The sequence below is a fragment of the Endozoicomonas sp. 8E genome (assembly GCF_032883915.1).
Lineage (GTDB): Bacteria > Pseudomonadota > Gammaproteobacteria > Pseudomonadales > Endozoicomonadaceae > Endozoicomonas_A.
The window spans coordinates 3,101,738-3,126,527 of sequence record NZ_CP120717.1 but is presented as its reverse complement, the minus strand read 5'-3'; the positions used below and the strand labels follow the sequence as shown (position 1 = coordinate 3,126,527).

Annotated in this window: 30 protein-coding genes and 1 other RNA gene; 18 read left to right on the top strand and 13 right to left on the bottom strand. The window is 46.5% G+C overall.

Annotated elements, in window-relative coordinates; all coding sequences use genetic code 11:
* Positions 1–64: 64 nt before the first annotated feature.
* The 6 genes from P6910_RS10065 to P6910_RS10040 all read left to right on the top strand — a co-directional run bounded on the left by P6910_RS10065 (position 65) and on the right by P6910_RS10040 (position 4,348).
* Entirely contained in the window at positions 65–499 is a 435-nt protein-coding gene (locus P6910_RS10065) for a nucleotidyltransferase substrate binding protein (RefSeq protein WP_317146132.1), read from the top strand.
* A complete protein-coding gene (locus P6910_RS10060) occupies positions 492–806 on the top strand; it encodes a nucleotidyltransferase domain-containing protein (RefSeq protein WP_317146131.1) in 315 nt (104 codons plus the stop codon). The genes P6910_RS10065 and P6910_RS10060 overlap by 8 nt, the downstream gene beginning before the upstream one ends.
* Positions 807–1,021: 215 nt before the next feature.
* Positions 1,022–1,315: an adenylyl-sulfate kinase gene (locus P6910_RS10055; RefSeq protein ID WP_317146130.1), complete on the top strand. Its 294-nt coding sequence runs from the start codon at positions 1,022–1,024 to the stop codon at positions 1,313–1,315.
* Positions 1,316–1,432: 117 nt separating this feature from the next.
* On the top strand, positions 1,433–1,849 hold the full coding sequence (locus P6910_RS10050) for a nucleotidyltransferase substrate binding protein (RefSeq protein WP_317146129.1): 417 nt from the start codon (positions 1,433–1,435) through the stop codon (positions 1,847–1,849).
* On the top strand, positions 1,849–2,151 hold the full coding sequence (locus P6910_RS10045; protein WP_317146128.1) for a nucleotidyltransferase domain-containing protein: 303 nt from the start codon (positions 1,849–1,851) through the stop codon (positions 2,149–2,151). Before P6910_RS10050 ends, P6910_RS10045 begins: the two co-directional genes overlap by 1 nt.
* A gap of 199 nt (positions 2,152–2,350) precedes the next feature.
* Positions 2,351–4,348, top strand: a complete 1,998-nt coding sequence (locus P6910_RS10040) for a capsular polysaccharide biosynthesis protein (protein WP_317146127.1) — start codon at positions 2,351–2,353, stop codon at positions 4,346–4,348.
* A gap of 32 nt (positions 4,349–4,380) precedes the next feature.
* Here the strand turns inward: P6910_RS10040 and P6910_RS10035 are convergent, their stop codons facing one another.
* Together P6910_RS10035 and P6910_RS10030 are read right to left on the bottom strand one after the other, a co-directional pair.
* Positions 4,381–4,800, bottom strand: a complete 420-nt coding sequence (locus tag P6910_RS10035; RefSeq protein WP_317146126.1) for a type II toxin-antitoxin system VapC family toxin — start codon at positions 4,798–4,800, stop codon at positions 4,381–4,383.
* Positions 4,797–5,057 (bottom strand): AbrB/MazE/SpoVT family DNA-binding domain-containing protein, encoded by a 261-nt coding sequence (locus P6910_RS10030; RefSeq protein WP_317146125.1) that lies wholly within the window; start codon positions 5,055–5,057, stop codon positions 4,797–4,799. The genes P6910_RS10035 and P6910_RS10030 overlap by 4 nt, the downstream gene beginning before the upstream one ends.
* Before the next feature lie 1,027 nt (positions 5,058–6,084).
* Here P6910_RS10030 and P6910_RS10025 point away from each other — a divergent pair.
* The 8 genes from P6910_RS10025 to P6910_RS09990 all read left to right on the top strand — a co-directional run bounded on the left by P6910_RS10025 (position 6,085) and on the right by P6910_RS09990 (position 12,173).
* Positions 6,085–6,423 carry a hypothetical protein gene (locus P6910_RS10025; RefSeq protein ID WP_317146124.1) on the top strand — a complete coding sequence of 113 codons (339 nt, stop codon included), beginning with the start codon at positions 6,085–6,087 and terminating at the stop codon, positions 6,421–6,423.
* A gap of 48 nt (positions 6,424–6,471) precedes the next feature.
* Positions 6,472–7,220, top strand: a protein-coding gene (locus tag P6910_RS10020; protein WP_317144204.1) for an IS5 family transposase whose coding sequence is annotated in 2 segments (ribosomal slippage) — positions 6,472–6,796 and positions 6,796–7,220 — 750 coding nt in all. Because the reading frame shifts where the segments join, the coding sequence is not laid out codon by codon here.
* A 45-nt stretch (positions 7,221–7,265) separates the two neighbouring features.
* Positions 7,266–7,463, top strand: a complete 198-nt coding sequence (locus tag P6910_RS10015) for a hypothetical protein (RefSeq protein WP_317146123.1) — start codon at positions 7,266–7,268, stop codon at positions 7,461–7,463.
* A 200-nt stretch (positions 7,464–7,663) separates the two neighbouring features.
* Positions 7,664–8,071 (top strand): type VII toxin-antitoxin system MntA family adenylyltransferase antitoxin, encoded by a 408-nt coding sequence (gene mntA / locus P6910_RS10010; protein ID WP_317146122.1) that lies wholly within the window; start codon positions 7,664–7,666, stop codon positions 8,069–8,071.
* Positions 8,064–8,474, top strand: a complete 411-nt coding sequence (hepT, locus tag P6910_RS10005; RefSeq protein ID WP_317146121.1) for a type VII toxin-antitoxin system HepT family RNase toxin — start codon at positions 8,064–8,066, stop codon at positions 8,472–8,474. The genes mntA and hepT overlap by 8 nt, the downstream gene beginning before the upstream one ends.
* 494 nt (positions 8,475–8,968) lie before the next feature.
* Positions 8,969–10,258: a capsular biosynthesis protein gene (locus P6910_RS10000; protein ID WP_317146120.1), complete on the top strand. Its 1,290-nt coding sequence runs from the start codon at positions 8,969–8,971 to the stop codon at positions 10,256–10,258.
* Positions 10,259–10,584: 326 nt separating this feature from the next.
* On the top strand, positions 10,585–11,193 hold the full coding sequence (locus P6910_RS09995) for an acyloxyacyl hydrolase (RefSeq protein ID WP_317146119.1): 609 nt from the start codon (positions 10,585–10,587) through the stop codon (positions 11,191–11,193).
* Between the two features lie 68 nt (positions 11,194–11,261).
* The gene (locus P6910_RS09990; RefSeq protein ID WP_317146118.1) at positions 11,262–12,173 is read left to right on the top strand and encodes a hypothetical protein; all 912 of its coding nucleotides are present in this window, start codon (positions 11,262–11,264) and stop codon (positions 12,171–12,173) included.
* A gap of 27 nt (positions 12,174–12,200) precedes the next feature.
* On the opposite strand, the gene recR is transcribed toward P6910_RS09990, so the two are convergent.
* The 5 genes from recR to P6910_RS09965 all read right to left on the bottom strand — a co-directional run bounded on the left by recR (position 12,201) and on the right by P6910_RS09965 (position 17,017).
* Complete coding sequence (gene recR, locus P6910_RS09985) at positions 12,201–12,800, bottom strand: recombination mediator RecR (RefSeq protein WP_317146117.1); 600 nt, start codon at positions 12,798–12,800, stop codon at positions 12,201–12,203.
* Between the two features lie 107 nt (positions 12,801–12,907).
* Positions 12,908–13,234, bottom strand: coding sequence for a YbaB/EbfC family nucleoid-associated protein (locus P6910_RS09980; protein ID WP_317146116.1), 327 nt, complete (start codon positions 13,232–13,234; stop codon positions 12,908–12,910).
* Between the two features lie 91 nt (positions 13,235–13,325).
* Entirely contained in the window at positions 13,326–15,335 is a 2,010-nt protein-coding gene (gene dnaX / locus P6910_RS09975; protein WP_317146115.1) for a DNA polymerase III subunit gamma/tau, read from the bottom strand.
* Between the two features lie 126 nt (positions 15,336–15,461).
* Positions 15,462–15,558, bottom strand: an RNA gene (ffs, locus tag P6910_RS09970) — signal recognition particle sRNA small type.
* Between the two features lie 97 nt (positions 15,559–15,655).
* Positions 15,656–17,017 (bottom strand): L,D-transpeptidase family protein, encoded by a 1,362-nt coding sequence (locus P6910_RS09965; RefSeq protein ID WP_317146114.1) that lies wholly within the window; start codon positions 17,015–17,017, stop codon positions 15,656–15,658.
* Positions 17,018–17,544: 527 nt separating this feature from the next.
* On the opposite strand from P6910_RS09965, the gene P6910_RS09960 reads away from it, so the two are divergent.
* The 4 genes from P6910_RS09960 (at position 17,545) to P6910_RS09945 (ending at position 19,262) form a co-directional block, all read left to right on the top strand.
* On the top strand, positions 17,545–17,802 hold the full coding sequence (locus P6910_RS09960; RefSeq protein ID WP_317146113.1) for a hypothetical protein: 258 nt from the start codon (positions 17,545–17,547) through the stop codon (positions 17,800–17,802).
* Between the two features lie 172 nt (positions 17,803–17,974).
* Complete coding sequence (locus P6910_RS09955) at positions 17,975–18,358, top strand: DUF2237 domain-containing protein (RefSeq protein WP_317146112.1); 384 nt, start codon at positions 17,975–17,977, stop codon at positions 18,356–18,358.
* A gap of 102 nt (positions 18,359–18,460) precedes the next feature.
* Entirely contained in the window at positions 18,461–18,976 is a 516-nt protein-coding gene (locus tag P6910_RS09950) for a ProQ/FinO family protein (RefSeq protein WP_317146111.1), read from the top strand.
* 4 nt (positions 18,977–18,980) lie between these two features.
* The gene (locus P6910_RS09945) at positions 18,981–19,262 is read left to right on the top strand and encodes a peptidylprolyl isomerase (RefSeq protein ID WP_317146110.1); all 282 of its coding nucleotides are present in this window, start codon (positions 18,981–18,983) and stop codon (positions 19,260–19,262) included.
* A gap of 41 nt (positions 19,263–19,303) precedes the next feature.
* Here the strand turns inward: P6910_RS09945 and P6910_RS09940 are convergent, their stop codons facing one another.
* From P6910_RS09940 to P6910_RS09915, 6 genes are all read right to left on the bottom strand, one after another.
* Complete coding sequence (locus tag P6910_RS09940; protein ID WP_317146109.1) at positions 19,304–20,077, bottom strand: enoyl-CoA hydratase; 774 nt, start codon at positions 20,075–20,077, stop codon at positions 19,304–19,306.
* Positions 20,078–20,080: 3 nt separating this feature from the next.
* Entirely contained in the window at positions 20,081–21,238 is a 1,158-nt protein-coding gene (locus tag P6910_RS09935; protein ID WP_317146108.1) for an acyl-CoA dehydrogenase family protein, read from the bottom strand.
* 125 nt (positions 21,239–21,363) lie between these two features.
* Entirely contained in the window at positions 21,364–22,539 is a 1,176-nt protein-coding gene (locus tag P6910_RS09930) for a thiolase family protein (RefSeq protein WP_317146107.1), read from the bottom strand.
* A 481-nt stretch (positions 22,540–23,020) separates the two neighbouring features.
* The gene (locus tag P6910_RS09925; RefSeq protein WP_317146106.1) at positions 23,021–23,299 is read right to left on the bottom strand and encodes a hypothetical protein; all 279 of its coding nucleotides are present in this window, start codon (positions 23,297–23,299) and stop codon (positions 23,021–23,023) included.
* Positions 23,300–23,480: 181 nt separating this feature from the next.
* On the bottom strand, positions 23,481–24,056 hold the full coding sequence (locus tag P6910_RS09920) for a chalcone isomerase family protein (RefSeq protein WP_317146105.1): 576 nt from the start codon (positions 24,054–24,056) through the stop codon (positions 23,481–23,483).
* A 93-nt stretch (positions 24,057–24,149) separates the two neighbouring features.
* Positions 24,150–24,737 (bottom strand): DUF924 family protein, encoded by a 588-nt coding sequence (locus P6910_RS09915; protein ID WP_317146104.1) that lies wholly within the window; start codon positions 24,735–24,737, stop codon positions 24,150–24,152.
* Positions 24,738–24,790: the final 53 nt, after the last annotated feature.

Below are 24,790 nucleotides of genomic sequence, written 5' to 3'. Positions count from 1 at the left end.
CACTGACTGTACTAATCAAATTTCTGAGATATGATGGTCTAAATATCAATTGTCAGTAAGACACATGACTATAGACACTACTTTTTTTTCTCGTTGCATCAAGACACTGGATACTGCTTATAACCGTTTACTCGGCTGTGAAGAAGACAGTATAGAGTACGATATGTACCGTTCAGCCTGTGTGAAAGAGTTTGAAATCATCCTCGAACAGGCTGGTAAACTTCTCCGCAAGTGTCTGAAGGATTTTGCTCATAGCCCTAAGGCGATAAATCGCCTTGTGTTCAAAGAAGTCTTCAGGCATGCGGCGCAACATAGCCTTTTGTCTGTTGAGGAAACCGAACGCTGGTTGATTTATCGGGATAATCGTAATGACACGGCCCACGATTATGGTAAGAAATTTACTGAATACACGCTAACGTTGCTGCCAGGTTTTATCGCTGATGCCATTACCTTGGAGAAAGCTATAGTGCAGCATATAGGAAGAGTCAGAGATGATTGATTTACGAGAAAAAGATCGTAAGTCCGTCTGTGATCTGGCATCACAGATATTCCCCTATGGCACTGTGCTGTGGGCTCATGGAAGCCGCGTAAAAGGTACTAATTATGATGCCAGTGACCTGGACATTGTCGTTCACTTCCCTGATGGGCAAGACGAGAATGATAGTTTCGCTCAGCTAGCGGCGTTTAATGAAGCCTTACGTGACTCCAACATTCCCATAATTGTGCAGGCATTGTCCTGGTCTGCGATACCTGAGTCTTTTAAAACTAATATTAAATCCTGTTATCAAGAGCTTTGCCTGGTTTGAAGACAGGGAAAGATTAACAACCCCCCTGCTCTTTCATCAGCCTGACAGACTTAACGACAGAGCAATTGGGTAAGGCCGGTCGGGAAACATTAGCACATCGAGTATAAGCTTAACTGGGAAGTTTGATGTTACGATGAGAAAATCAGTGTCGAATTCAAACAGTAAACGCTTTCTCGCTCAGGCTCTTGCTGAGCTGGCACTTTCATGATTTTGCCATGTTACAGCCTCCGAAACCGGAGCTTCGTCTTATGGAAAATATTGCCTGGCACTCCCACAGGGTTTCCAGAGAAGCACGTTCGAACCTGAAATCGCAAAAGCCCAGCCTGATCTGGTTCACTGGCCTGAGTGGCTCAGGTAAGTCTACCGTTGCCAACGCAGTTGATGGTCTCCTGCATGGACAGGGTTATCATACCTATGTCTTGGATGGAGATAATGTTCGGCATCGTTTGAACAAGCTAGCACCTCTTGCAGAACTGAGCCAATCATTGCGGCTCTGTGCTGCCTTATAAGACGTTTAATGACCAGAGCTGCTTCGGGTAACCGTTCTTGCGCACCACAATCCAAAAATTCACCTGATGTACGTTTTTCTGTTATTTTAATCCTTTTATCATTGCTGATTTATCCACATGACCCCAACGCCTGATGACCGCTGGAAACAGCGCTTCGAGAACTATCAGAATGCGCTAGCTGTTCTGGACTCCGCTGTAGCTGCTGTTCAGGCAGCACCGGAAGATATTTTGTATCGAATCGCCCTGATCCAGTCTTTCAAGTTCAGTTGGGAGCTTGGCTGGAAAGTAATGAAAGACTACCTGAACTATGAGGGTATCGAGGTTCAACCGTCGCCCAGACAGGTAATTAAGCAGGCATTTCAACAGCAGATAATATCAGATGGTCAGTTATGGATAGATATGCTGGAAGCCAGTACCATGAGTCATGCCTATGACAATCAGAAGGCGCAACAGGCTGCCAAGGCTATACAGCACAGATATCACCCAGCTTTAGTGGCGCTGTCAGATTGCTTTACCGGGCGAGTGACACCCTGATGTTTGGGCCTCCTGAAGCAACCCTGCAACAAATTATTGCCTGCTTGTCCGCATTCACTGAAATCAGTCAGGCGGCTATTTTTGGTTCCCGTGCTATCGGCACTTATCGAGCAGGATCTGATGTTGATATCGTAATTTGGTTAACCACCGATAATCCTCACACAGTAGCTCGTATTGCTGCGGCTCTGGATGAACTTCCAACAGCTTATTTGTTTGATTTGGTAGATTATGGAACAATCACTCATGAACCTTTGAAGGCTCATATTGATGATAAGGCAAAACCTCTGATTTTGGAGAGGTAGGTACCGAAGGCAGGTCTTGTACTACCCCTTGTACTACCCATGGTTACACATTGTCTTACGCATTTTCACTTTAGACCTATCGATTTTCAGATTCCAAGTTATTTATTTCAATCAGCTATCAGTGACTACCTTGCCGCCTTCTCCAAAACCAAAACCAGCTTTTATCACCCTTTCTCGCGGGATCAGTAAAGCAAGAGAATTGAAAGCTCTCTTGCACTGCGATGGCATAGAAACGAAAAAGCCTTACACAAAAATACAGCCTTCTCACGTTATTCTGGGCTGGGGTAAAAAAGCCAACACACAACAGGCTGTAGAACTTTCAGAAAAACAACGGGTCCCTTATTGGCACCTTGAAGACGGCTTTATCAGCTATCTGGGCCACCCTGCCCTGGGTGACAAACGCTTTGCTTTGATCGTTGATAAACGAGGCATTTATTACGATGCTACCTGCCCTTCAGATATTGAAGACCTTCTTAACCATCCAGACTGGTTCAGCTCAGCATTAAAAGAGCGGTCTTCAAACCTTCTGGCTCTGATTACTGAAAACAAAATCACTAAATATAATCATGAGCCTGTTGATAGCTGGAAGCCTGAAGCTGGAGAGCAGAAACGTATTCTTGTGGTCGATCAGACTTACGGGGACTGTTCCGTCAAGTTCGGGTTAGCCGATGACTCCAGCTTCAATAAAATGCTGGATGCAGCTCTTGCCGAGAATCCAGATTCTGAAGTCTGGATAAAAATTCATCCCGATGTTGTTCTGGGTACCAAAAAGGGCTACCTCGGCAGCAATCTTCCTGATAACCCGAGAATACGCATTCTTGCCGACAAGGTTAATGCTCAGTCGCTTTTCCCCTATTTTGAAAAAGTCTACGTTGTTACCTCCCAATTGGGCTTTGAAGCACTCTGGCACAGGAAAAATGTCGTTTGTTTTGGTGTCCCCTTTTACAGTGGCTGGGGGTTAACCGATGACCGGGTTTCCTGTCCTCGTCGAAAACAAATGCATACTATTGAAAGCCTGTTTGCTGCTGCCTGCCTGAAATACACTCGTTATATTGATCCGGAAACGTTTCAACAGTGTGAGCTGGAAGACATTCTTGGGCTTATCCCGTTGCAGAGAAGATCACGTTGCCAACCCGTCAAAACGCTCTATGCGGTAGGCTTCAGCTTATGGAAAAGAGCCTTTTTAAAGAGTTTTACCCGGGCAATTTCAGAGAAGATACAGTTTGTAAAATCAGTTCAGCAGGCTGAAGCAAAGGCTAAATCAGGAGATGGCATTCTGGTTTGGGGAGCTAAACATCATAATTATAATCCACCATCGAATATTAAGCTTTTCAGAGCTGAAGACGCATTTATTCGTTCAGTAGGTCTGGGGGCTGACCTGCGCAGACCCAGTTCATTGATTCTGGATCAAACGGGTATCTATTTTGATGCTTCACGACCTTCTGATCTTGAAACTGCGATCAATACCATTGAGCTCAATGATAAGCAGCTCGAAAGGGCGAAGGCTTTACGTAAAAGGCTGAAAGAGCAAAGAATCAGCAAATATAATCTGCAAGGCTCTGAACAATCCCTGTTTGCGTCAGCCAGAACGGATCAGCGCAAGATACTGATTACCGGTCAGGTGGACAGCGATGCTTCTATTCAATGGGGCAGCCCTGAGATCTCATCCAATCTTGAGTTGATCAAGGCGGTCAGAACCTATGCGCCTGATGCTTTTATTGTTTACAAGCCTCACCCTGATGTTCTTTTAGCAGGGAGAGAGGGACATATTCCTGAGAGTCTGGCCTTGAACTGGGTTGATCATGTTGTGGCGAATGGTGATATTTTTGATTGCATAGAGCAATGTGATGAGTTACACGTCATGACCTCTCTGGCAGGTTTTGAAGCCCTGACACTCGGAAAAACAGTCCACTGCTGGGGCCAGCCTTTTTATGCGGGATGGGGGGTGACCGTTGATCATCTAACCTGCAACAGGCGTTATCGTACGAGAAACCTGGAGGAACTGATCTATTTTGCGCACTGTTATTACCCCATGTATATCAACTGGCAAACCCGAAGGTATACGACACCAGAGAGGGTTATTGCTTCTATCGAGCAAGAACGTTGTTCAACATCAGAGAGTGGGCACTTTATAAACCGATGGTTAAGCAGAAAACGACGAAAGGTGGGGTACCTGATAGAAGCTCTATTGAGTTAGATAGTTTTTTTGGGGGGGCAGTTCTTCTTGCCTTAATGACGATCTGTAAGAGTAGTCACTATTGGTAATGCGCCCAATTTACGATTATTCTCAAACGTATAGAGCGTCTCTGCCTTCTTGTTATGAGCCCTTCTGGCAATCAGGCAGTCGGAAAAATCCACTTTTGGGTAAGTTTTATAATCCATCAAGGCGCATTGGAATGCCTCCCAGTCTTCAAACAAAAAACGTGTATTGGATGCCAACTCATAAAGCACTTGATGGATATCGTTTCTGGTCAGGTTAAAAACAGCCTCCATCACCCATTCGGTTTCAGCCAACACTATGTCTGACAAAAAAACCTCCTCTGCTGAATCGATCGTAAGGAGAGCCTTTTGCGTTTGCCAGGCCGGGTTTTGACTGTCTAGTGGCTGTAGTAGATAGCGAAGCAGCACATTGGTATCTACAGCAATCATTCCTGTCCTCTGAATTTTCTGGCAGCTTTTTCTTTCAAAACTTCCTTAAAATCCAAATCATCATGGTTTGCCGCAGATTCTGACTCTGTGACTTTAGAACAAGCTAGTGTACCCGACAGTGTTTCACTAGACATTTTTACCAGATGAGCAACTCCGTCCCGCTCAAACACCTTCAGAGTATCGCCGGGCAAAAGCCCAAGCTTGTTACAGATATCCTTAGGTATTGTTACTTGTCTTTTACTGGTTAATTTAGGCATAAACACACCGTATTACTATCAAAAATAAGTAATACTAAATTAGCAGTGACCTTCGACTGTATCAAGGAAGGCTGTAAATCATTTCTATCCCTGCGTGAAAATACATTCTGAGGATAACCCGTTGGATCAACCATATTGTGACGGACGGTGATATTTTTGACTGCATTGAGCAATGTGATGAGTTGTGTTGCTACCCTATGTAAATCAACTGGCAAACCCGAATATATACGACACCAGAGAGGGTTATTGCTTCTATCGAGCAAGAACGTTGCTCAACATCTGAGATGTGGCCACTTTATCAACCGATGGTTAAGCAGAAAACAACGAAAGGTGGGCTATTTAAAAGAGGCTCTGTTTAGTTAGATATTTTTTATACATTCAGTGGCATTCTCTGAGATAGCTGATTGGTATTCTCGATTCCCTCCTGAAGGGCCCTGTTACAGCCAGAAAACTTAGCTTAATCTACTGTCCGGTGTATGAGATCCTCTGCGTATTTAGCTCCAAATCTGATGCTGGTTTAACCATAGAAGACTTTCACCTCATAAGTTCATACCCATGTGGGCATACCAAAAATTTCAATGAGCCTGCGTTGGGATTAGCAGCCACTCATAGTTTTGAAAAAACTGCTATCAAACAATTTGTGCACATAAAAGTTGTAAAGTCAGGCATTTTTGGTTATATAATTGAGTTCTCTGATCAACTCAAAGATGATACTGGTTTTTAACTAGATCCTTCGCTATTCGGCTCAACATTAATAAGCCATGGGAAAACGTGATGGCTATCAGCCCAAAAGAAGCAGCTCAAGCAGCAGCAAAGTATTTCGAAGATGTGTCTTCAGAGATGGGTAAAACTGTCAATTGAGGAAGTTGAACTGGAAGATGGCTTTTGGTTAATTACTCTTGGCATGTCTGATTCTTACGCACTTGGAAGCATAGAAAATAAAGTAACAAGCTATAAAATATTTAAAGTCGATGCTAACACAAGTGAAGTGATCTCTATGAAAATTCGTAAAGTCTAGTATTTCAAAATGCTCACTGATTTATTGATACAGTACAGAAATGGTGGTGCATTCTTAGATACAAATTTACTTGTTCTATATCTAGTTGGTAAATATCAACCTACATATGTACCAAAATTCAAACGTACAACAATGTATTCTGAACAAGATTTCCATTGGTTTGATGGTTATGTGTCTCAGTTTTCAAAAATTGTCGTTACTCCTCAGGTTTTAGCTGAAGCTTGGAATTTTCTGGAAAAAATACCCGAACACAGATTCAAAGTCTTTTTAGATTCAATTCTCCCAACACTCTATTTAGGGGGCGTTCTTATCCAACCGACCGAACAGATAAAAACATCAGTAACCTGACCGGAAAGACACCTAAAAGTGATCTAGAGTATGGCATTTAGGTTTGCTATGACTCGCACAGTACTCAAAGATGAACAATGGGATCGGATCAAAGACATGCTTCCCGGTAAAGTCTCTGACCCCGGACCAACAGCTGACAACAGGTTATTCATTGAGTCGATTCTCTGGCTTGCTCGTACCGGAGCACCTTGGAGAGACATGCCTGAAGAGTTCGGTGATTGGCACAATATATACAACCGATTCAGTCGCTGGAGCTTGAAAGGAATATGGAATCAAGTCTTTGAAGAACTGAGTCAGGATTGTGATATGGAATACCTCATGGTTGACGGATCAATCACCCGTGTTCATCAACACGGTGCTCCAAAAAAACGGATAACAGTGCCGAAGCAGTTGGAAAATCAAGGGGAGGTTTAACAACCAAGATCCACGCTGCGACGGATGCACTTGGTAATCCTGTTCGCTTCATTCTCACAGCTGGACAAGCATCAGAGTACGGACAGGCAAATGCCTTGATAGAGGGGTTTTCAGCGGACTTCGTTCTTGCTGACAAGGGATATGACTCAAATGCATTCCTCCTCGAGGTCAAGAAGTCAGGTGCTGAAGCAGTGATTCCTCCAAAGCGAAATAGGATAGATCAGCGAAAATATGACAAAGAAATCTACAAGGAGCGAAATCTAATTGAGCGACTATTCCAAAAGCTCAAGAACTTTCGGCGAGTTGCAACTCGCTATGAACGCTTGGCACGCAATTATATGGGAATGCTTCAGATAGCAGCCATCATGATCTGGTTAGCATGACAACGTCAGTAAATTGATCGTCTGGTTAGATAAGAACGCTCCCTAGTGAATGAAGAATATATTCATAAAGATGAAGTAATTAGTACAGATGGCCTTAATCATATTGGGATCACTGATACATCCGTCATTTTGGCAGCAAAGAGTTTGGGGTGTTTAATTTTAACGGATGATCTGAGAGCTTATAACAACTTTGCATATCACGAAGTAATGGCCATTAATATCAACCATCTAAGGCAACTGTGACCTCTATCAAATGCTGCCAGTCCCTTCTGGAGTTTCCCCTCTTCACCTTAATATAAAGTCCGGTTTCCCACACAGGAACCAAAAGGGCCTGAAGAAGACATGGGAACCAGAGTCAACTTAACCGCCTGTCCAGTTTCTGGGGTCCACAATACTTTGAGCGGTGTTATGATAATGATATAAACATCACTCAATGAAACAGCATGCAAGAAAATTTAGACGCTTCCCATATTGTAGATTTACTCAAAGCAGCTTTTGGTGAAACTTTGCTTGGAATCGTTTTGTATGGCAGTCAGGCGACTGGACACGCCACAGCAGGAAGCGATATAGATTTGGCGGTCTTTATATCCGGAAAAACCTCCCAACAACTTTTGTGGGATAAAGCACAAGAGCTTGCTTGCCACTTTGGTAAAGATGTTGACCTGATTGACTTGAAAGACGCAACTACGGTTCTCCAGAAAGAAGTATTTCAGCATGGCGTTTGGCTGGCCAGGATAGATGAAATGGCATGTGACCTGTTCGAAACCCATGTTTTCTCAAAATATCAGCAACTTCAGGAAGACCGCCGCGAGATTATTAATGACTTATTGAGCAGGGTTAAAAATGGATGATGTGATTCTGAACAAATACAGTATTATTCAACGGGGCCTTGCTCGTATCGAAGAAGAGTATGTCGGGTACGAAGATGAACTGACGACGAATTTTACCCGTCAGGATTCCATTATTTTAAATATCCAGCGGGCATCACAGGCCGCACTGGACCTGGCAAACCGGGTAATTCGCCTGAATCAGCTGGGCATCCCTCAGGGAAGTCGGGACTCGTTTTCTCTATTGTCAGACCATGGTTATGTGCCTGTCGAGCTGGCAGATAGTATGATGAGAGTGATCGGATTCAGGAATATTGCCGTTCATGAGTACCAGAAACTGAATATTGATATTCTCAAAGCTGTTATCGATAAGCATGTGCAGGAGATCAAGCTGTTTGCTGAAGAAGCAATGAAGAATTTTCAGTGACAAGTACTCATGACCACGTCGAAAGGACGTGGATTTTCCCGTAATGTGTCAGAGTGTCATTTTGCTCGATACCTGACACTGCACGTATGATCAAGTTCAGAATAATCTTTCTTACATATCACTCCTGACAGCACTGCAACCACTCCCAATAAGTTTATCTCTTCGCGCTCTCAAGACTCTGGCAGTGATCTCAGAAAATTTTCTACACGCTTGGAAAGACTCTGTTGGCTGGCTGCATGAACGTAAATTGTTTAAGCACTTTAGGATCAACTGTTAAGTTGAGTTTAATCATTACAACGTACTATACGTATAGCCTTCCCAAAGAAGAATACAGTATTATTTAAGGCAATAGCTTTAGATCTCTAAACCCGCTTACTTGTGACAACAGTTTGATTACTTTCAGTTATATTTTTAGACTGGCTTATGTTAGGATTTGTAAAACACACCACTGCCAAAAAACGACCCAGGTCATATACAAGGATCTGGTTTAGACTATGACTGAATCTGCCGTACTTTTTCTGCAGGGTCCACTGGGACCATTTTTCAAGCGACTGGCACGAACCTTTTCCAGAGCGGGTTACACCACCCACAAAATCAACTTTAATGGCGGTGACCGGCTTTTTTCATGGGCTAATGTTCAGACCCACTATAAGGGAAAACCAGCTAACTGGGCCGCTTTTCTTGAACAGTACCTCACCGAACATAGTATCGAAGCCGTTTTTCTCTTGGGTGACTGCCGTTATTATCACAGAACTGCAAAGCCGGTCTGTGATGCCCTTGGTGTTCAATTTTGTGTCTTCGAAGAAGGTTACTTAAGACCTGACACCATTACACTGGAGTCCGGAGGCGTTAACTCACTGAGCCAGATGGATCTCAGCCGTGAAAGCCTGGAGAGAATAACGCCGTGCTCAGCTAAATCCAGCCAGACAATCGGCGGCACGATGAAACGAAGAACCCGCTACGCTGCCTTTTATTATTGGGCCAGTTCTTTCTCAAGGGATGAATTTTCTGAGTACAGGCATCACAGGGCTACTAATCCGGTCAAAGAAGGCTTTTACTGGTTGAGAGGGTTTGCCAGAAAACTGCTGTTTAAAAGTTATGACAAGCAAACGCAATTTCGTCTGGATAATGAGTTTGATCAGAGATTTTATCTGGTTCCGTTGCAAGTTCACGACGACTCCCAGATGATTTTTCACTCTCCTTATGAGTCAGTGAAAGCTTTTATTCAGGAAGTCATAGTCTCCTTCTGGAAGCATGCAGATTTAGACAAGGTGTTGTGCTTCAAACACCACCCGATGGACAGGGGCTACACAGAATACGGTCAGTTTATTGAAGACCTGGCAACCAATCTGGGCATTCAGGACAGAGTGCTGTACTGCCACGACATCCCATTACCCGATTTATATCATCACAGCTGTGGCGTAGTGACCGTTAACAGTACCGTTGGGATCTCCGCCCTTCTGCACCACCTGCCTACCAAGGTCATGGGACGAGCTTTTTATGATATCAAGGGCATTACCCATCAGGGATCTCTGGAGTCATTCTGGAAAAGTCCTGAGCCTGTTGACCGTCATTTATTCAAACAACTGCATTCCTACCTGTTTCAGAAAACCCAGATCAATGGCAGTTTTTTCAAATACTACCGACTTACCTGTAATAACAGTCTGAGCTTTTACGAAGAATTTCTGAAACCCACTTCAACATTCAGACCATCAGAGCAAGCACCCGTCCTGATCTCTGGACAAGCCGACCCCCTGCCCTCCTCTTATAGCAGTGCTGCGTAGAGCAGCACTGACCACCCGAGCCATATTGATTTAATGGCTCTCCCTCTCTTTGTATACACCTCTGCTCAACACCCTCCTCTACCTAATATCGGTGGGAGATCCCCCTTAGTCACTTGAAATACCAAGCAAGTTGAGAACAGTTGTGGAATAACTACTCTTTATTACAAATAAGTCTGCGTGACCAATGCGCAAAGGATTTTAGCCCTCTTCTCCAATCAAATCCCCCCGGCAATAAGCTATCTGCAAATTTCTCATAAAGTTTCATTTTTATCGGCCGATAGCTAATGCGTGGAAACCACTAAGAGAATAATATCAAGGGGAAGTATATGAAGAGTGCTATTGCCAGCCTGTGCCTGTCAGCGTCGCTGCTGACCCAGACACAGAGCGTTCACGCAGAGGACTTTGTTCCAGATGGTATCAATGTTAGCTATGGCCATTACCTTGACCTTGTTTCAGGTCGTTCAGCAGATTACACCAATCTGCGCCTGGGTATCACCTGGGACTGGAAAAAGGACTTTTATCAGTCTGATAGCATTGTGCTCAGCAGCTATTTTGAATTGGCTGCCAGCTCATGGAAAAGTCATCTCTCGGCCAGTGACAATCCCAGTCCAGACGGCAAAGACAAAGTAACCACTATTAGTTTTTCGCCAGTATTAAGAATGGGATTTCTTCCCAACGCCAGCGTGCGTCCGTTTATAGATCTTGGGGTGGGTGCCGCCTACCTCTCTGAACAAGATCTGGAGAAAGAGAAGAGATCGCCTATCAATATGGGCGGTCACTCCCAATTCGAGATCCGACTTATGGCAGGTGTTGAATTTGGAGCTCATCAGCAATTTGAACTCAGCTATGGCTGGTTTCATTACTCCAATGCCGGGCTGCACAGCATGAATGAATCCATTGATTTTCATTCGGTGACATTTGGCTACAACTGGTAATCACTTAGTCGGCAGCCTTCTAAAACAATAACTAGAATGGTTACATCATAGTGTTATGGTGTATTCCAATGGCTGCTGGCTTATCGACAATTCTTGGATTTTTTGCTGCCTGGATGCCTCTCGAATCCCCCTGGGTGGATGTAGCAACAGGCACCCCGGACGATTTCAACCCTCATTGCCACTACCAGGTAGAGTTCGATCAAGCCTGGTTCTTCGCAGCCGCTGTCAATAAAGATGCTCTCTTGTTTACCCCCTACGGCAGCCTGGAAAATGCCGAGGCTTATATACTCAAAATTTCTGCCGCACAGAAAAACACTCTGATCGTTGAAAGCATTAACGGCACCAGTGAAAAACCTCTTGGCTTTGAATCCATTCGCAGATGGTGCCCTTCTGTTCCAGAGAAATTAGACCTCAGCAGCAACACCAGCTTTAATCCTGACTGTTTCCATTGGATCAATGAGGAACAGGCCTTTTACAATTACCTGCCCACCTGTTACTACAAAACTCGGCTTGAACTGATACCCGGAGACTTCGGCGGCCTGAAAACCGTACTCAGAGCCCATATTCAGTCGGACAGAAAAAATACTACCCTTGTTCAGAAAGCGGATGGGCAAGCCAGTAAAGTGCTGACCCATACAATACTGAGCCAGTGTCAGAATATTGAATGGAAAGAGTTTCCCGATCCGGATTCAACTAAAAAAGTGATTCATGAAGCCAGAGACGGAAAGCTTCAGGCCAGCAGCTTCAGCAGAAATTGTTTTTATCGAGTTCAGCTCGATAGTGACACAGGCTGGCAAACCGCTTTTGGTACAGATAATGGCGGCTTCACCCTCTATATCAACACCTACTTCCCGGATTCTTTGACAGGCACACAGAAAACCATTAACTGGATGACTACGGATCGATACACCCGAATACGAACAGGTGAAGCGAAAACCACAGGCCTTGTAAATCGAATTCAGTACTTTTGTCCTAAATAATCTACAACATCTCCAAGCCTCGCTGCTTTATAGCTCAAGCTTTCGTCGGCCTGCCAATGCATGGGCCAGAGTGCCACCATCAACGTACTCCAGCTCACCACCCAACGGCACACCATGTGCTATCCGGCTGGCTTCTACGCCCATATTTTTGAGCTCTTCTGCAATAAAGTGAGCCGTGGCTTCACCCTCAACCGTAGGGTTAGTTGCCAGAATCACTTCTTTAACCTGAAAATCGGACACTCGCTCCAGCAAGTCGGTCACACCGATTTCGTCAGGACCAACCCCATCGATCGGTGAAAGATGCCCCATAAGAACAAAATAGCGTCCAGAATAGCCACCAGCCTGTTCCAGAGCCATCACATCAGAAGGGTTTTCTACCACACAAAGTGTTGATTTCTCACGTCCCGGATTACTGCAAATATCACACAATTCACTCTCGCATAATGTTCTGCAAGACTTGCAGCGCCCTACCCCTTCTGCTGCCTCGGTGAGAGCTTTAGCCAGCCGAAGCGCGCCCTCCCGGTCTTTTTCCAATAGATGCAACGCCATTCTCTGGGATGACCTGGGCCCCACCCCGGGCAAACAACGCAGGGATTTCATCAATTCCTTGATCAGAGGACTGAACATAAACGCACTCAAATTCCGGTCAGGACCCACTCAGCTTGAGTAAATCCTGTAGCCAATGACTGTCCAAAAGTGTTTTGGACGAATAGCCTGCTGCAAGAAAATGACGCTTAAAAAGGCATCTTGAAGCCAGGAGGCAGCCCCATACCAGCGGTCAGACCACTCATTTTATCCTTGCTGTTTTCTTCCACTTTACGCACCGCATCATTCACTGCTGCCGCCAGCAAATCTTCCAGCATTTCCTTGTCTTCTTGCATCAGGCTTGGATCGATTTGGACATCCTTGACATCGTGACGACCGTTCATAATCACTTTCACCAGACCGGCACCAGATTCACCAGTCACTTCAGCGTTCGCCAGCTCTTCCTGGATACGCTGCATATCTTCCTGCATTTTCTGGGCCTGTTTCATCAGGTTACCCATACCGCCCTTAAACATAAAAACTCCTTTACGTTATCTTTTGGCTTATTGAAAGCGACGAACTAAAGACAAATATGACCGCCGGATGATTGAAATACCCGGCTATTCATCACTTAACGACATTGCCAACTGGCTGAATACTGTCTTCGATGACGACAGCTGAAAATTCATTAATCAGACCTTGCACATGCTGATCATTAAAAATACTGGAGCGAGCATCAGCCATTCGTTCAGCCATTTTGCGCTCTCGCCAGGCGGCAGGAGTTTCTGCCTGAACCTGACCAATCTCTACCTGAACCCTGAGCGGCTGATCAAAATAGTCGCTCAGCGCCTTCTCAAGCCTTTGCCGATGGGTGTCGTTGTACAAAGTACTTCTGCCACTATCCAGTCGCAGATCGACTCTACCTGCTGAATGACTGACATACTCACAGTGAGAGGCAATCGTTCGGGTCACACCACCCAGAGGAAGACTTCTGAAAACAGGCACCCAGGATTCAACATTCAAGTCAGCAAAAGAAATGCTTTCTTCAGGAACAGTACTCTGAACAGGTTCTTCTTTCACTTGTGTTGACTCAGGCTCTGGCTGATCGACCATACCTCGTGATGCCTGCTCAGACGCATAAGCTTCATAAGTGGATATTGGTGGCGGAACATCTTCCTCCACCTCCTCTTTCTGACTGACTTCAAGCAGTGACGAAACCTCTTCAACAACACTTTGATCGGATTCGTGTACCTGAGCCGGCTCCAGATTGGATACCGTTGAAGGAGAAAAGTCTTCCGGTAAGGGGGTTTCTGCAATGGCAGTAGCGGGCTGGTCAGCTGCAATGGTATGAGGGTGGTGCTCTTCAGCCATAGGTGATGACAGAGGATTTTTTGGCTCGTATGCTTCAGTAGCCCGTTGCTGCTGACTCTCGGGCTGCATTACACCAGCAGGCTCAGGTTCCGGATCAGGAGATGATACAACAGGTTCTGAAGCCTCTGCTGACTGGGCCTCCACTTCACGCCGGGCACTTTGTGGCACCTGAATGGCAACAGGCTCAGGCCTGAATGCCAGCATTCTCAATAGAGCCATTTCGAAGCCGCCCCGTGGATCCGGCGCCAGCGGAAGATCTCTTTTCCCGATCAGACCAACCTGATAATAGAGCTGAACACTTTCAGCCAGCATATTACCCGCCAGTTCCAAAACCTGCTCACGATCACCCTGACTATTGTCAACTGCCTCAGGCACTGCCTGGGCAATGGCAATCCGATGCAGCATGGAAAGCATATCATCCAATACTGCCCTGTAGTCCGGTGCATGTTCGGCCAGGTTAGCAACAGCGGCCAGCACCTCAGGAGCCCCACCCGACGAAAGAGCCCGGACCATCTTCATGACCTGACCCTGATCAATAGTACCGAGCATGGCACTGACTTCCTGCTCGGTTACCTGACCATTACCGAATGCGATGGCCTGATCGGTCAGGCTCAAAGAGTCCCTCATACTGCCATCGGCTGCTCTGGCCAGCTGCCAGAGGGCCGGACCTTCAAAAGGGATAGCTTCCTGGCCGAGAATATTTTCCAGATGACCGACAATCCTTTCCGGTGTCATATTTTTCAGCCCAAACTGCAAACATCGCGACAGAATGGTGACCGGTAGCTTCTGAGGATCAGTGGTAGCCAACAGGAACTTTACATGGGGAGGTGGTTCTTCCAGGGTTTTTAGCAACGCATTAAAACTGTGCACCGAGAGCATGTGCACTTCGTCAATCAGATAAACCTTATAACGCCCTCTGGTAGGAGCATACTGAACATTATCAAGCAGCTCACGGGTATCTTCCACCTTGGTTCTGGAAGCAGCATCCACTTCAATAAGATCAACAAAACGACCTTCATCAATTTCGCAGCAGGCAGAGCACTGCCCACAGGGAGTGGAGCTGACCCCTGTTTCACAGTTAAGGCACTTGGCAAGAATTCTGGCAATGGTTGTCTTGCCCACTCCTCGTGTGCCCGTGAACAGATAAGCATGATGCAGCCGATCCTGGTCCAACGCATTGACCAGAGCCTGTAATACGTGAGTCTGGCCCACCAGCTCTTTAAAAGAACGGGGTCGCCATTTGCGTGCAAGAACCTGATAGCTCATTGAAAAGCTTAAATACCGGTAACTGAAACTGAGGACTCTATGCTAACCAAGAAAACGAAAGAATGCACGATTCACAGGGGTCTGATAAGGATATTTAAAGGACAGGGCAATACAGATGGAGGCAAACCCCGCCAGCCACACCCCGGCACATGATGTCACTGCTACCGTTGCTCCCTTCCGGGCCTGGCGGGGTTCACAGCTGATCATTGCGAGGGGACCGACAGGGCCCACCAAAAAACAGACATCTCGTCTGGATGCAGCGCATTTTCCACAAAACACCCTGCTCCGTCAACTACTTATAATGTCTCTCTGCCTGATGTTCAGAACCAGCTGGTCATGGCAGCGTCCTGCCGATAGATATCTTCTCTGAACCGGACTCTGCCCGATTCATCGGGCCAGGCTGTAAAGTAAACAAAATAGATAGGCACAGGCTGGAAAAGCATTCTTTTGTAAGTCAGCTCTTCAGGGGCGGTTTTGTGCACCCATGCCATAGATTGCTGATGAAAGATGGTTTGAATCAAATCGGCAATCCCTTCAACCCGGGTACAGCCTGAACTAAACATCCTCCTTTCCTCTTCAAACAACTCAGGCTTATCCGTATCGTGGAGATAGACACCGAACTGATTCGGCAGGTCCAGCTTAAAGCGCCCTAATCGGTTTTTCTCACCGGGTTGCTGCTCAAGCCGGTAACGAAATATTCCGGGCGTCATGGATCGCCAGTTGACTTTATCGATTGCAACAGCGGGTGCCCGGTCCTCCCAGCTTTCATAAACGACGAAACCTTCACGCTTTAAAAATCCCGGTTCTTTCCTTTCAGCCCTTAACATCGAATGGGCGGCTATAGAATGAGGAACTTTCCAGACGGGATTGAATGTCACACTTTCGACCTGATCATTGAAAACGGGTGTCTGTTTATGACGCATTCCAACGATCGCCTTATGAATCTTATGATGGGTTTTATTCTTGACCCAGGCAACATTGAAACCCGCAATATCCACACGAATGTGTGGGTATGGCAGTGTCGATGGCAACCAGCGAAGGCGCTCAAGATTAGCCTTAAGCGTTCTGATTCTTTCGTGAGTTATGGCTAACAATGCCTGACGCGTCATGATCCCCAACCTGCCGTCCGGCATCAGATCAAACTGAAGCTGCACTTGCGTCAGGACATCCTTATGCGCTTGAGTATAAACACTTCCTTCCAAATGCTCTGCAAGATCGAGATCCATCAACCACTCATTCAGGCGGGCAACAGCAGGGTGTTGGTCATCTTTAAAGAAAATAAGATCATCCGGAAATTCCTGAGCAGCCATCAGGCTCCAGTTCTTGAGTTTTTTCAGACTGTTGATCAAAGCACGATATTGAGGCAGATCAGGCTCAAGACTCTTAAGGTCATCAATTGAATAGCGTTGTGATTGATCTTTTTCTTTACGTGGTTGATCATCTATCTGCCAGCCTGGCTGAAACAATCTTTTATCAAGACGCCCTCTATCAACATAAAGAGCGTACCGACGAACCATTTGTTGAAGCACTGCCGGAGAGGGACTGGCAACGAGGCGCTGCCAGTCCAGGTCCTCCACAGGAATCCCCTGGTCAGGTAAACCGGCGATCCAGTTGATATAGGCAGTATTATCAGCCTTGGCGTGAAGCGTGAATCCAATCAGCATGACAACCCATCTATGCATAATATCCTCGTCTTCAGCTGCGCTCTGGGGACAATGTCCAAGGGAAACAAAACTATTGGCTATATAAGGACTAAAGAGCGCTACAAACGATCAGGCAAACAGGAGGTCTGGCTGGCCGACAAAGAGCAGATTTCATTAATGGGTGGTTGCCCGTAAGATTCGTAGTGACAAAAATCTGTCAAACCAATGAGAAAAAGCACTCGCCGACGGGATTCACCCTGGAACAATGTGTAACCCGCGATCCCAATCGTAACGTAGCACTGTGAAGAACAACCCAAAAAAGCCACTTACGCACTCACCCCATACAAAGAAAAAACGCACCAGAATAGGTATTAATACCCACCCCTCTATCATTGGCACGCGCTGTGCATATCACACTCTCACAACGGGCAGCCCGTCCGAAGAAAGGATGTCAGGACAACAGTTGAATAGGATTCATTATTTTTAATGTTGAAAATACGTTTAGCTCAAACAGATCACTTTTTAGCTAAACACGCATTTTTCGACCAAGGCGATTTGGAACAAGAATGAGCAAACCTGAACAAAGTCACATGGAAGCTTATCTGAAATACCTCAGAGCCAATGTGCAACTGAAAGAAAAACATCAAGAATTCAACAACCTCAGATTAGAAGAAACTGTAAAGACAGAAGGTTCTATAAACGCTGAAGACTCTTTAGAGCTTGAAGCCGAATATCTGAGAAGTATTTACAAAGTCCTGCCCAGAGAACAGGCACTGCAAATGACGCTCAAACAGGCAAAAAACCACACATCTATCAGACCTTGATACAAGCAGTAATGTCTTAGACAAAGCTAAACGACTATGTCTGCAAATAACAATAAAAATCAAGGTCCTGACACTCCCCTCTTTACTGTCAGGATCTTACTGAAAATTCTTCATTGACTGCCGAAGCAACCTGCTGTTAACTCTCTCCTCAGGACTGTCTATGGAAAATGGCATGAGCGCATCGGCTTCTGATCAAAAAAATGTTCTCGGGGAACCCCTTCAACCCTGCTGCCTTGATCCTATCACCGGAATCTACCGGGATGGATATTGCCATACTGACAGGAATGATATTGGACAGCACGTTGTCTGCGCCAGAGTCACCAGGGATTTCCTGGAATTTTCCCTCGAACAGGGTAACGACCTGATTACTCCCAATCAGGCTTACCACTTTCCCGGTCTCAAAGAGGGTGATCAATGGTGTCTGTGTGCACAGAGGTGGATACAAGCCTATGAAGCCGGCGTCGCCCCTCCAGTCTATTTGAGATCGACACACGAAAAGGCTCTTGAAATGATCAGCTTTGGGGTATTGAAATCCAAAGCCCTTGATATTCATTAATAAACGAGACAAAAGTTCAGATTCAAAATATACCAATAGAAGCCCACAATGCAGTACAATTGTACAGAACAAACATCTCAAGTAATCAGTCATGAGCACAATATGCACAATGCAGAAAGAGAAGATCTGACTATTTCAAAGGCAGATACTCAATGCAGTAACCTTTCTTCTTCTGATGAACAGCCTTCAGCTAACGATAGAGATGAAATATCCAGTTCTGAAGCACTCCGCCTGATCAGGGAACGCTGGCCTGAAGCCTTTCGAGTGGCTTCACCGCGCCCCCTTAAAGTCGGCATCCATAATGAAATGAAACAGACCGGTGAATTTCCGGTCAGTACCATCAAAAAAGCCCTGAAACTCTTTACTCAGCAGGACCGCTACCTATCATCGATCAAGGAAGGCAGAAACCGCGTCGACCTGAATGGCAAACCTGCTGGCAAAGTCAAACTGAAAGAAGCTGTCAACGCCGAAATTCTTCTGTATCAAAGACAACTGACTCGCCAGAAAAAGAATGAACGAGTCTTTGTGGGGCAACTCAAACTGGTGGTGACCGGACAACCCGCTCAAAGTGACACTTGCAAAACGGCCACTAACCAAAGTTCAACCACTCAGGAGTAATCTTATGGCGAGTGCCTGTGCAAGACACATTCTGGTTAGAACGCGGGAAGAAGCAGAAAGGCTCAAAAGACAGCTGGACAAGGGAGCTGACTTTGACCAGCTGGCCAAAAAGCACTCCCAGTGCCCCTCTGGCAAGAAGGGAGGAGACCTTGGCGAGTTTCGTCAGGGACAGATGGTAAAAGCCTTTGACCAGGTGGTGTTCCGAAAAGAAGTTCTTAAGATCCATGGTCCGGTCAAAACCCAATTCGGCTTCCACCTGATACAAACACTGTTTCGCAACGACTGATACTCAAATAACAACCCGGCTAAGCCGGGTTTAACTTTTACCTACTCGTAGCGCCATTCAGGTGAGCGCTTTTCCAGAAAAGCCTTAACACCTTCATTTTGATTCTGACCTTTAAACAACTTCAGGAACAGATCTCGCTCGACAGCGTACCTATTCCTTGACGAAAGCCGATTCATTTGAATCAGCTTTTTACTGGCCATAACAGAATCAGGGCTTTGCTGACTCACTTTTTCAGCAAGCTCCCGGGCCATTGAACAAGCCTGCCCCTGCTCTACGACTTCTTCCACCAGACCAATCTGACAGGCTTTCTCAGCATCCACTTTCTCACCCAGCAATATCATCCGCTTGGTCCAGGCTTCGCCCACCAACCACATTAAATTCTGAGTACCACCTGCACAGGGCAGCAGACCCACTGATGCTTCTGGCAGACCCAACAAGGCCTGTCTTTCAGCCACCCTCAGATCACAGGCCAGCGCCACTTCAAGCCCACCACCCAGGGCAAACCCATTGATTGCTGCAATAGAGATACCCTTAAACTCTGTCAGTGTTTCAAAAGCCCTGCCAAATGCTTCTGCCATGGGCCGGGCCTGCTCAGGCGAAACATCGGCAAACAGCTTAAGATCTGCTCCGGCACTAAAAAATCTATCTTCTTCAGAGAAAATAATCAGGGCGATCACCCCCGGATTTTCATTCAATTCATCAACCATCTCTTGAAGGAGATTCAGACTTTCCAGTGTCCAAGTGTTGGCCGGCGGGTTATTCAGTTGGATGGTGGCGATATGGCCTTCCAGAGAAAGCTTTAAAAGATCAGACATAGTTCATTCCAGTCCTGCGTATTCATCAGCCAGAATTCTTCGGGCAATGATCAGTCTCATAATCTCATTGGTCCCTTCCAGAATCTGGTGCACCCGGGTGTCTCTGACATGCCGCTCAAGAGGATACTCATTGATGTAACCATAACCCCCATGCAGTTGCAGCGCCTCATCACAGATTTTAAAACCAACATCCGTGGCAAAACGTTTAGCCATGGCACAATAAGCAGTGGCTTCAGGGTCTTTTTGATCCAGCTTGAAGGCTGCCAGCCTGACCATCTGCCTGGCTGCCGTCAACTCTGTGGCCATATCAGCCAGCCGGAACTGCAAAGCCTGGAACTCGGCCAGAGCTTTTCCAAATTGCTTACGCTCCCTGAGGTATTCTCTGGCAGTATTCAGCGCCTGCTGAGCAGTACCGACAGAGCAGGTGGCTATGTTAATTCGACCACCATCCAGACCTTTCATAGCAAGAGTGAAGCCTTCTCCCTCCGTACCCAGAAGAGAGCTGCCGGGAATCCTGACATTGTCAAAACTTACCAGCCGGGTTGGCTGACTTTTCCAACCCATTTTCTTTTCGTTACGACCATAGGTAATACCATCACTGTCGGCGGGAACCACAAAAGCAGAGATACCCTTTGGTCCCTCTTGTCCCGTACGGGCCATGACCAACAGGAGATCGGTGCTGCCTGCACCTGAAATAAACATTTTCGAACCGGAAAGGACATACTCATCTCCTTCCTTGACGGCACGGGTTTTCAGAGAAGCAGCATCACTCCCGGAACCCGGTTCTGTCAGGCAATAAGAAGCCAGTTTTTCACCTGTCACCAGAGCCTCACTCCACTCGGACAGTACTTCATCGCTGGCAGCCAGTCCTACCATCCAGACCACCATGTTATGGATGGTCATATAAGCTGTAGTTGAGGTACATCCCATGGCAAGCTGTTCGAAAACCAAGCTCGAGTCCAGCCGTGATAAGCCCATCCCCCCCATTGATTCAGGTGCATACAGGGATAAAAATCCCAGTTCGCCAGCTCTTCTCAGGGTTTCAATCGGAAAAGTACTCTCTCTATCCCAGTCAGCCGCATGGGGCAACAGCTCTTGCCGGGAAAACTGGGTGGCAAGATCACGAAAAGCGATTTGATCTTCTGTCAGGGTAAAGTTCATTAACGGCCTCTTATTGTTTGTAAACCTCCGGAGCCTGCCGGACTTCAGAAAATCATTACAGACTCCTTTTGCTTGTGGCGATTAATAAACGACCAAGTCGTCAAAAATCCTGAGCTCAAGACTCATTAAATAAGCTCAAGTGCGATAGCAGTGGCTTCACCACCACCAATACAGAGGGATGCAACACCTTTGCTGCCACCCTTCTTTTTCAGGGCATTAAGCAGCGTCACAATAATCCGGGCGCCACTGGCTCCCAGTGGGTGGCCCAGTGCACAGGCGCCGCCAAAGACGTTGACCTTGCTGTGATCCAGACCCAGCTCTTGCATGCACGCCATGGTCACAACCGCAAAAGCTTCATTGATTTCAAACAAGTCTACATCTTCTACCTGCCAATCCACCTTTTCCAGCAATTTACTGATGGCAGCAATGGGAGCAATAGTAAACTCTGCCGGTAACTGGGCATGGCTCTGATAACCTTTGATGCGTGCAATAGGAGTCAAACCCTTGGCCAAAGCATCTTCCTCACGCATCAAAACAAGAGCTGCTGCACCATCGGAAATAGAGCTGGAGTTTGCTGCTGTGACAGACCCTTCCTTCTCGAACGCAGGTCTCAGCTTCCGGATCTTTTCAGGACGGGCCTTGCCGGGCTGTTCATCCACCGAAATTTCACCATTACGACGTGTTTCCACCGGAGCAATTTCATCTTCGAATGCCCCTTCCTCAATGGCAGCCAGGGCTCTTCTCAAAGATTCCAGAGCATAGTCATCCATCGATTCTCTGGATACTTCAAAACGTTTGGCGGTTTGCTCGGCGAAAACGCCCATGGCCTGGCCTTCATAGGCATCTTCCAGCCCGTCAGTGAACATGTGATCTTTAATCTCACCATGCCCTAATCTCATACCTGAGCGAGCTTTTTCCAGAAAGTAGGGCGCATTGGTCATACTCTCCATACCGCCCGCAACCACTGCATCAGCCTCGCCCAATTTTAGCTGAGCTGCCCCCATCATGACGGTTTTCATCCCTGAGCCACACACTTTATTGACGGTTGTCGTGCAAGTAGAGTCCGGTAGACCCGCTCCCCTGGCAGCCTGTCTGGCAGGAGACTGCCGACAGCCTGCAGGCAACACACAGCCCATCAGAACTTCAGAGATATCGGAGGGAGCAAGGCCACTTTTCTCAAGGGCAGAACGGATAGCAACAGCGCCCAGTTCAGGCGCTGAGACTTCTGAAAGACTCCCCTGGAAGCCTCCCATGGGAGAACGTGAAGCTGAAACGATGACAATACTAACTTGATCAGACATGGTAATCTCTAGTTTTTGTTGATGCTCATAATGCCGATTCGGCAAAAAGCTCCATTGTACAATTCATCTGCACTTCGTCGCACTGAAACGATCACTGCAGAATAGCGATACAATACAGCCAGTATCCGACAGAACTGACCGACTCTCAAACATTCTACTGCAAGAGAGGACAAAAAATACCATCCTGAACATTTGACTCGTGATTGCACTTCTGTGACAGGCACCTCTAACCTGAGAAGGCAAGATATTTAATACGGGAATATTAATTCAGCTAGCAGCCTGTCGGACTTAAGCGTCCGTAGCGAGGATTGCAAGAAATTGAGGATAAAAATCTCTGTTTCTGAGGAGAATAGCGAGCTATTTGACGAAGAAACAGGGATTTTTAGACCAATTTATTGCAACCGCACGACTGCATGGATGCAGGAGCTAGAGCAACGCAGGAGCAGTTGCCGTGTAGGACAGTCTTAAGTCCGACAGGCTGCTAGATGCAGCTATCATCCGCAATATCAAAGCATCCCCACTGGAGGAAAAGACCTTCAACCTCGCGAATAGCTTCTTTGTCAGCACTACTGATGTGCCTCAGGACAGCATTTGCCATGACTGAGGCCAGATCACTTTTTAGCGACTCTCCCAAACCTGCTGGCAGGCGAAGGATGACATCCCCAAAGAGAATCGTGCCACCCTGGGTTACCCGGATAACATATTCCCCCTGGGCCGATTCAGTCATGGTGAGAACGGCTTTTTCTATAGACTTACTCATCAGTTTCTCCTCTTGGCTGATCGACGACACCTCTATCCATGCATCGGCTGAGAAGAGAAAAACATTGCCTGAATTCAAGTCATAAATACCTGGCCGGTTTGCCTCGACATTGGCAGCGGAGGAAAGTCGCCTTGTAAACAGCCTCGAAGACAAAACCGAAAGCACCCCATTGTGAAAAGCACTACCCCTTGGCATTCAAACCCAGAATGTCTTCCTTAAATTTCTGGTTGGGCGGAGTTTCACCAATCCAAACCTTAAGTATTGCGTTGAATAGTTTCTTGCCGGGTATGGTCCCCTTCTCCTCTCCGGCAATAATGACTCTCGCTCCCTTGCCAGGTATGTATTCAAAGGTCCCGGATTCTCCTTTTTTCAGGGTACCATCAATCATGTCCATAAACTGAGCAATACCTTTTTCCAGCTCCTTCTGCTCTTCCTCAGATGTATTAATCTGAATCGCCTCATAGAAGGCATTGGCCATACGTCTCGCACTCATTTTCGATAACAGAATGGTGAAGCTCATTCTTTGATAACTTTCTTCAGAGAGTATGCGGGAAACGTCAGTGGTGGGATTTTCGAGATAGAGTGCACCAATGTAACCGTCTACCACCAAATACCATGTTCGAACTGCTGCACCCTGGAGTTGTAAAACAGTGTCGTCTGACTTCACAACATCAGGGATCTCCATACCTTTCATGGAAAGAGCCTGAGCTGACTGCCAGAGCGCCATCCCAAATGCGACAATAAACAACTTTTTCATAAGTATCCTTTGGGTATTATTATTGTTTGTCGCGACATATTACAGCAGCTGATACTTTATTCCCATTTTTGCAACGGACGTGATCAAAAAAGCTTAAAAAGATGATCCTGGCTGCTGAAGAAAGCTCAATTCTTCATCGGTGCTCTCGCGTCCCAGCAGGCTGTTGCGATGGGGAAAGCGTCCAAACCTGGCGACAATATCACGATGTTTGACAGCAAAATCCAGTGAACCCGCAAGGTATTGTTGGTAGCCATCTCCAGCACCGCCAAGAATGCTCTCAAACAGCCTCACACATCGCTCCTGATCTTCAAGCGACTCACTGTGCATGAAAGGCATGACAAAAAAAGCCTGTTGCAGCTCTGTCAGCTGATCCAGCTGCCCTAACTCGACACCCGCTCTGGAAATCGTCAGGGCAGTATGATCGTACTGAAAGGATCTGGGATCGCCCCGGAACATATTCCGGGGAAACTGATCCAGCACAATAATCGCTGCCAACCGCCCTTCAGCGGATTCCAGCCATTCGTCGCACTCTCCTGACTCTATTGCCTCCGGCAAGTCGGCAAATTGATTGCGGATCTGCTGATCCTGAGCCTCACTTTTCTTCCACCAGCGGGACATTTGCAGATTGCCAAGGGGTTCACCTTCAAACCAGAAACCCAAAACTTCCTGAAAACTTTTCATATCATTAACTCCCTTGATCTCGTCAGTTGAGTGGCATGCAGATTTTACTCAAC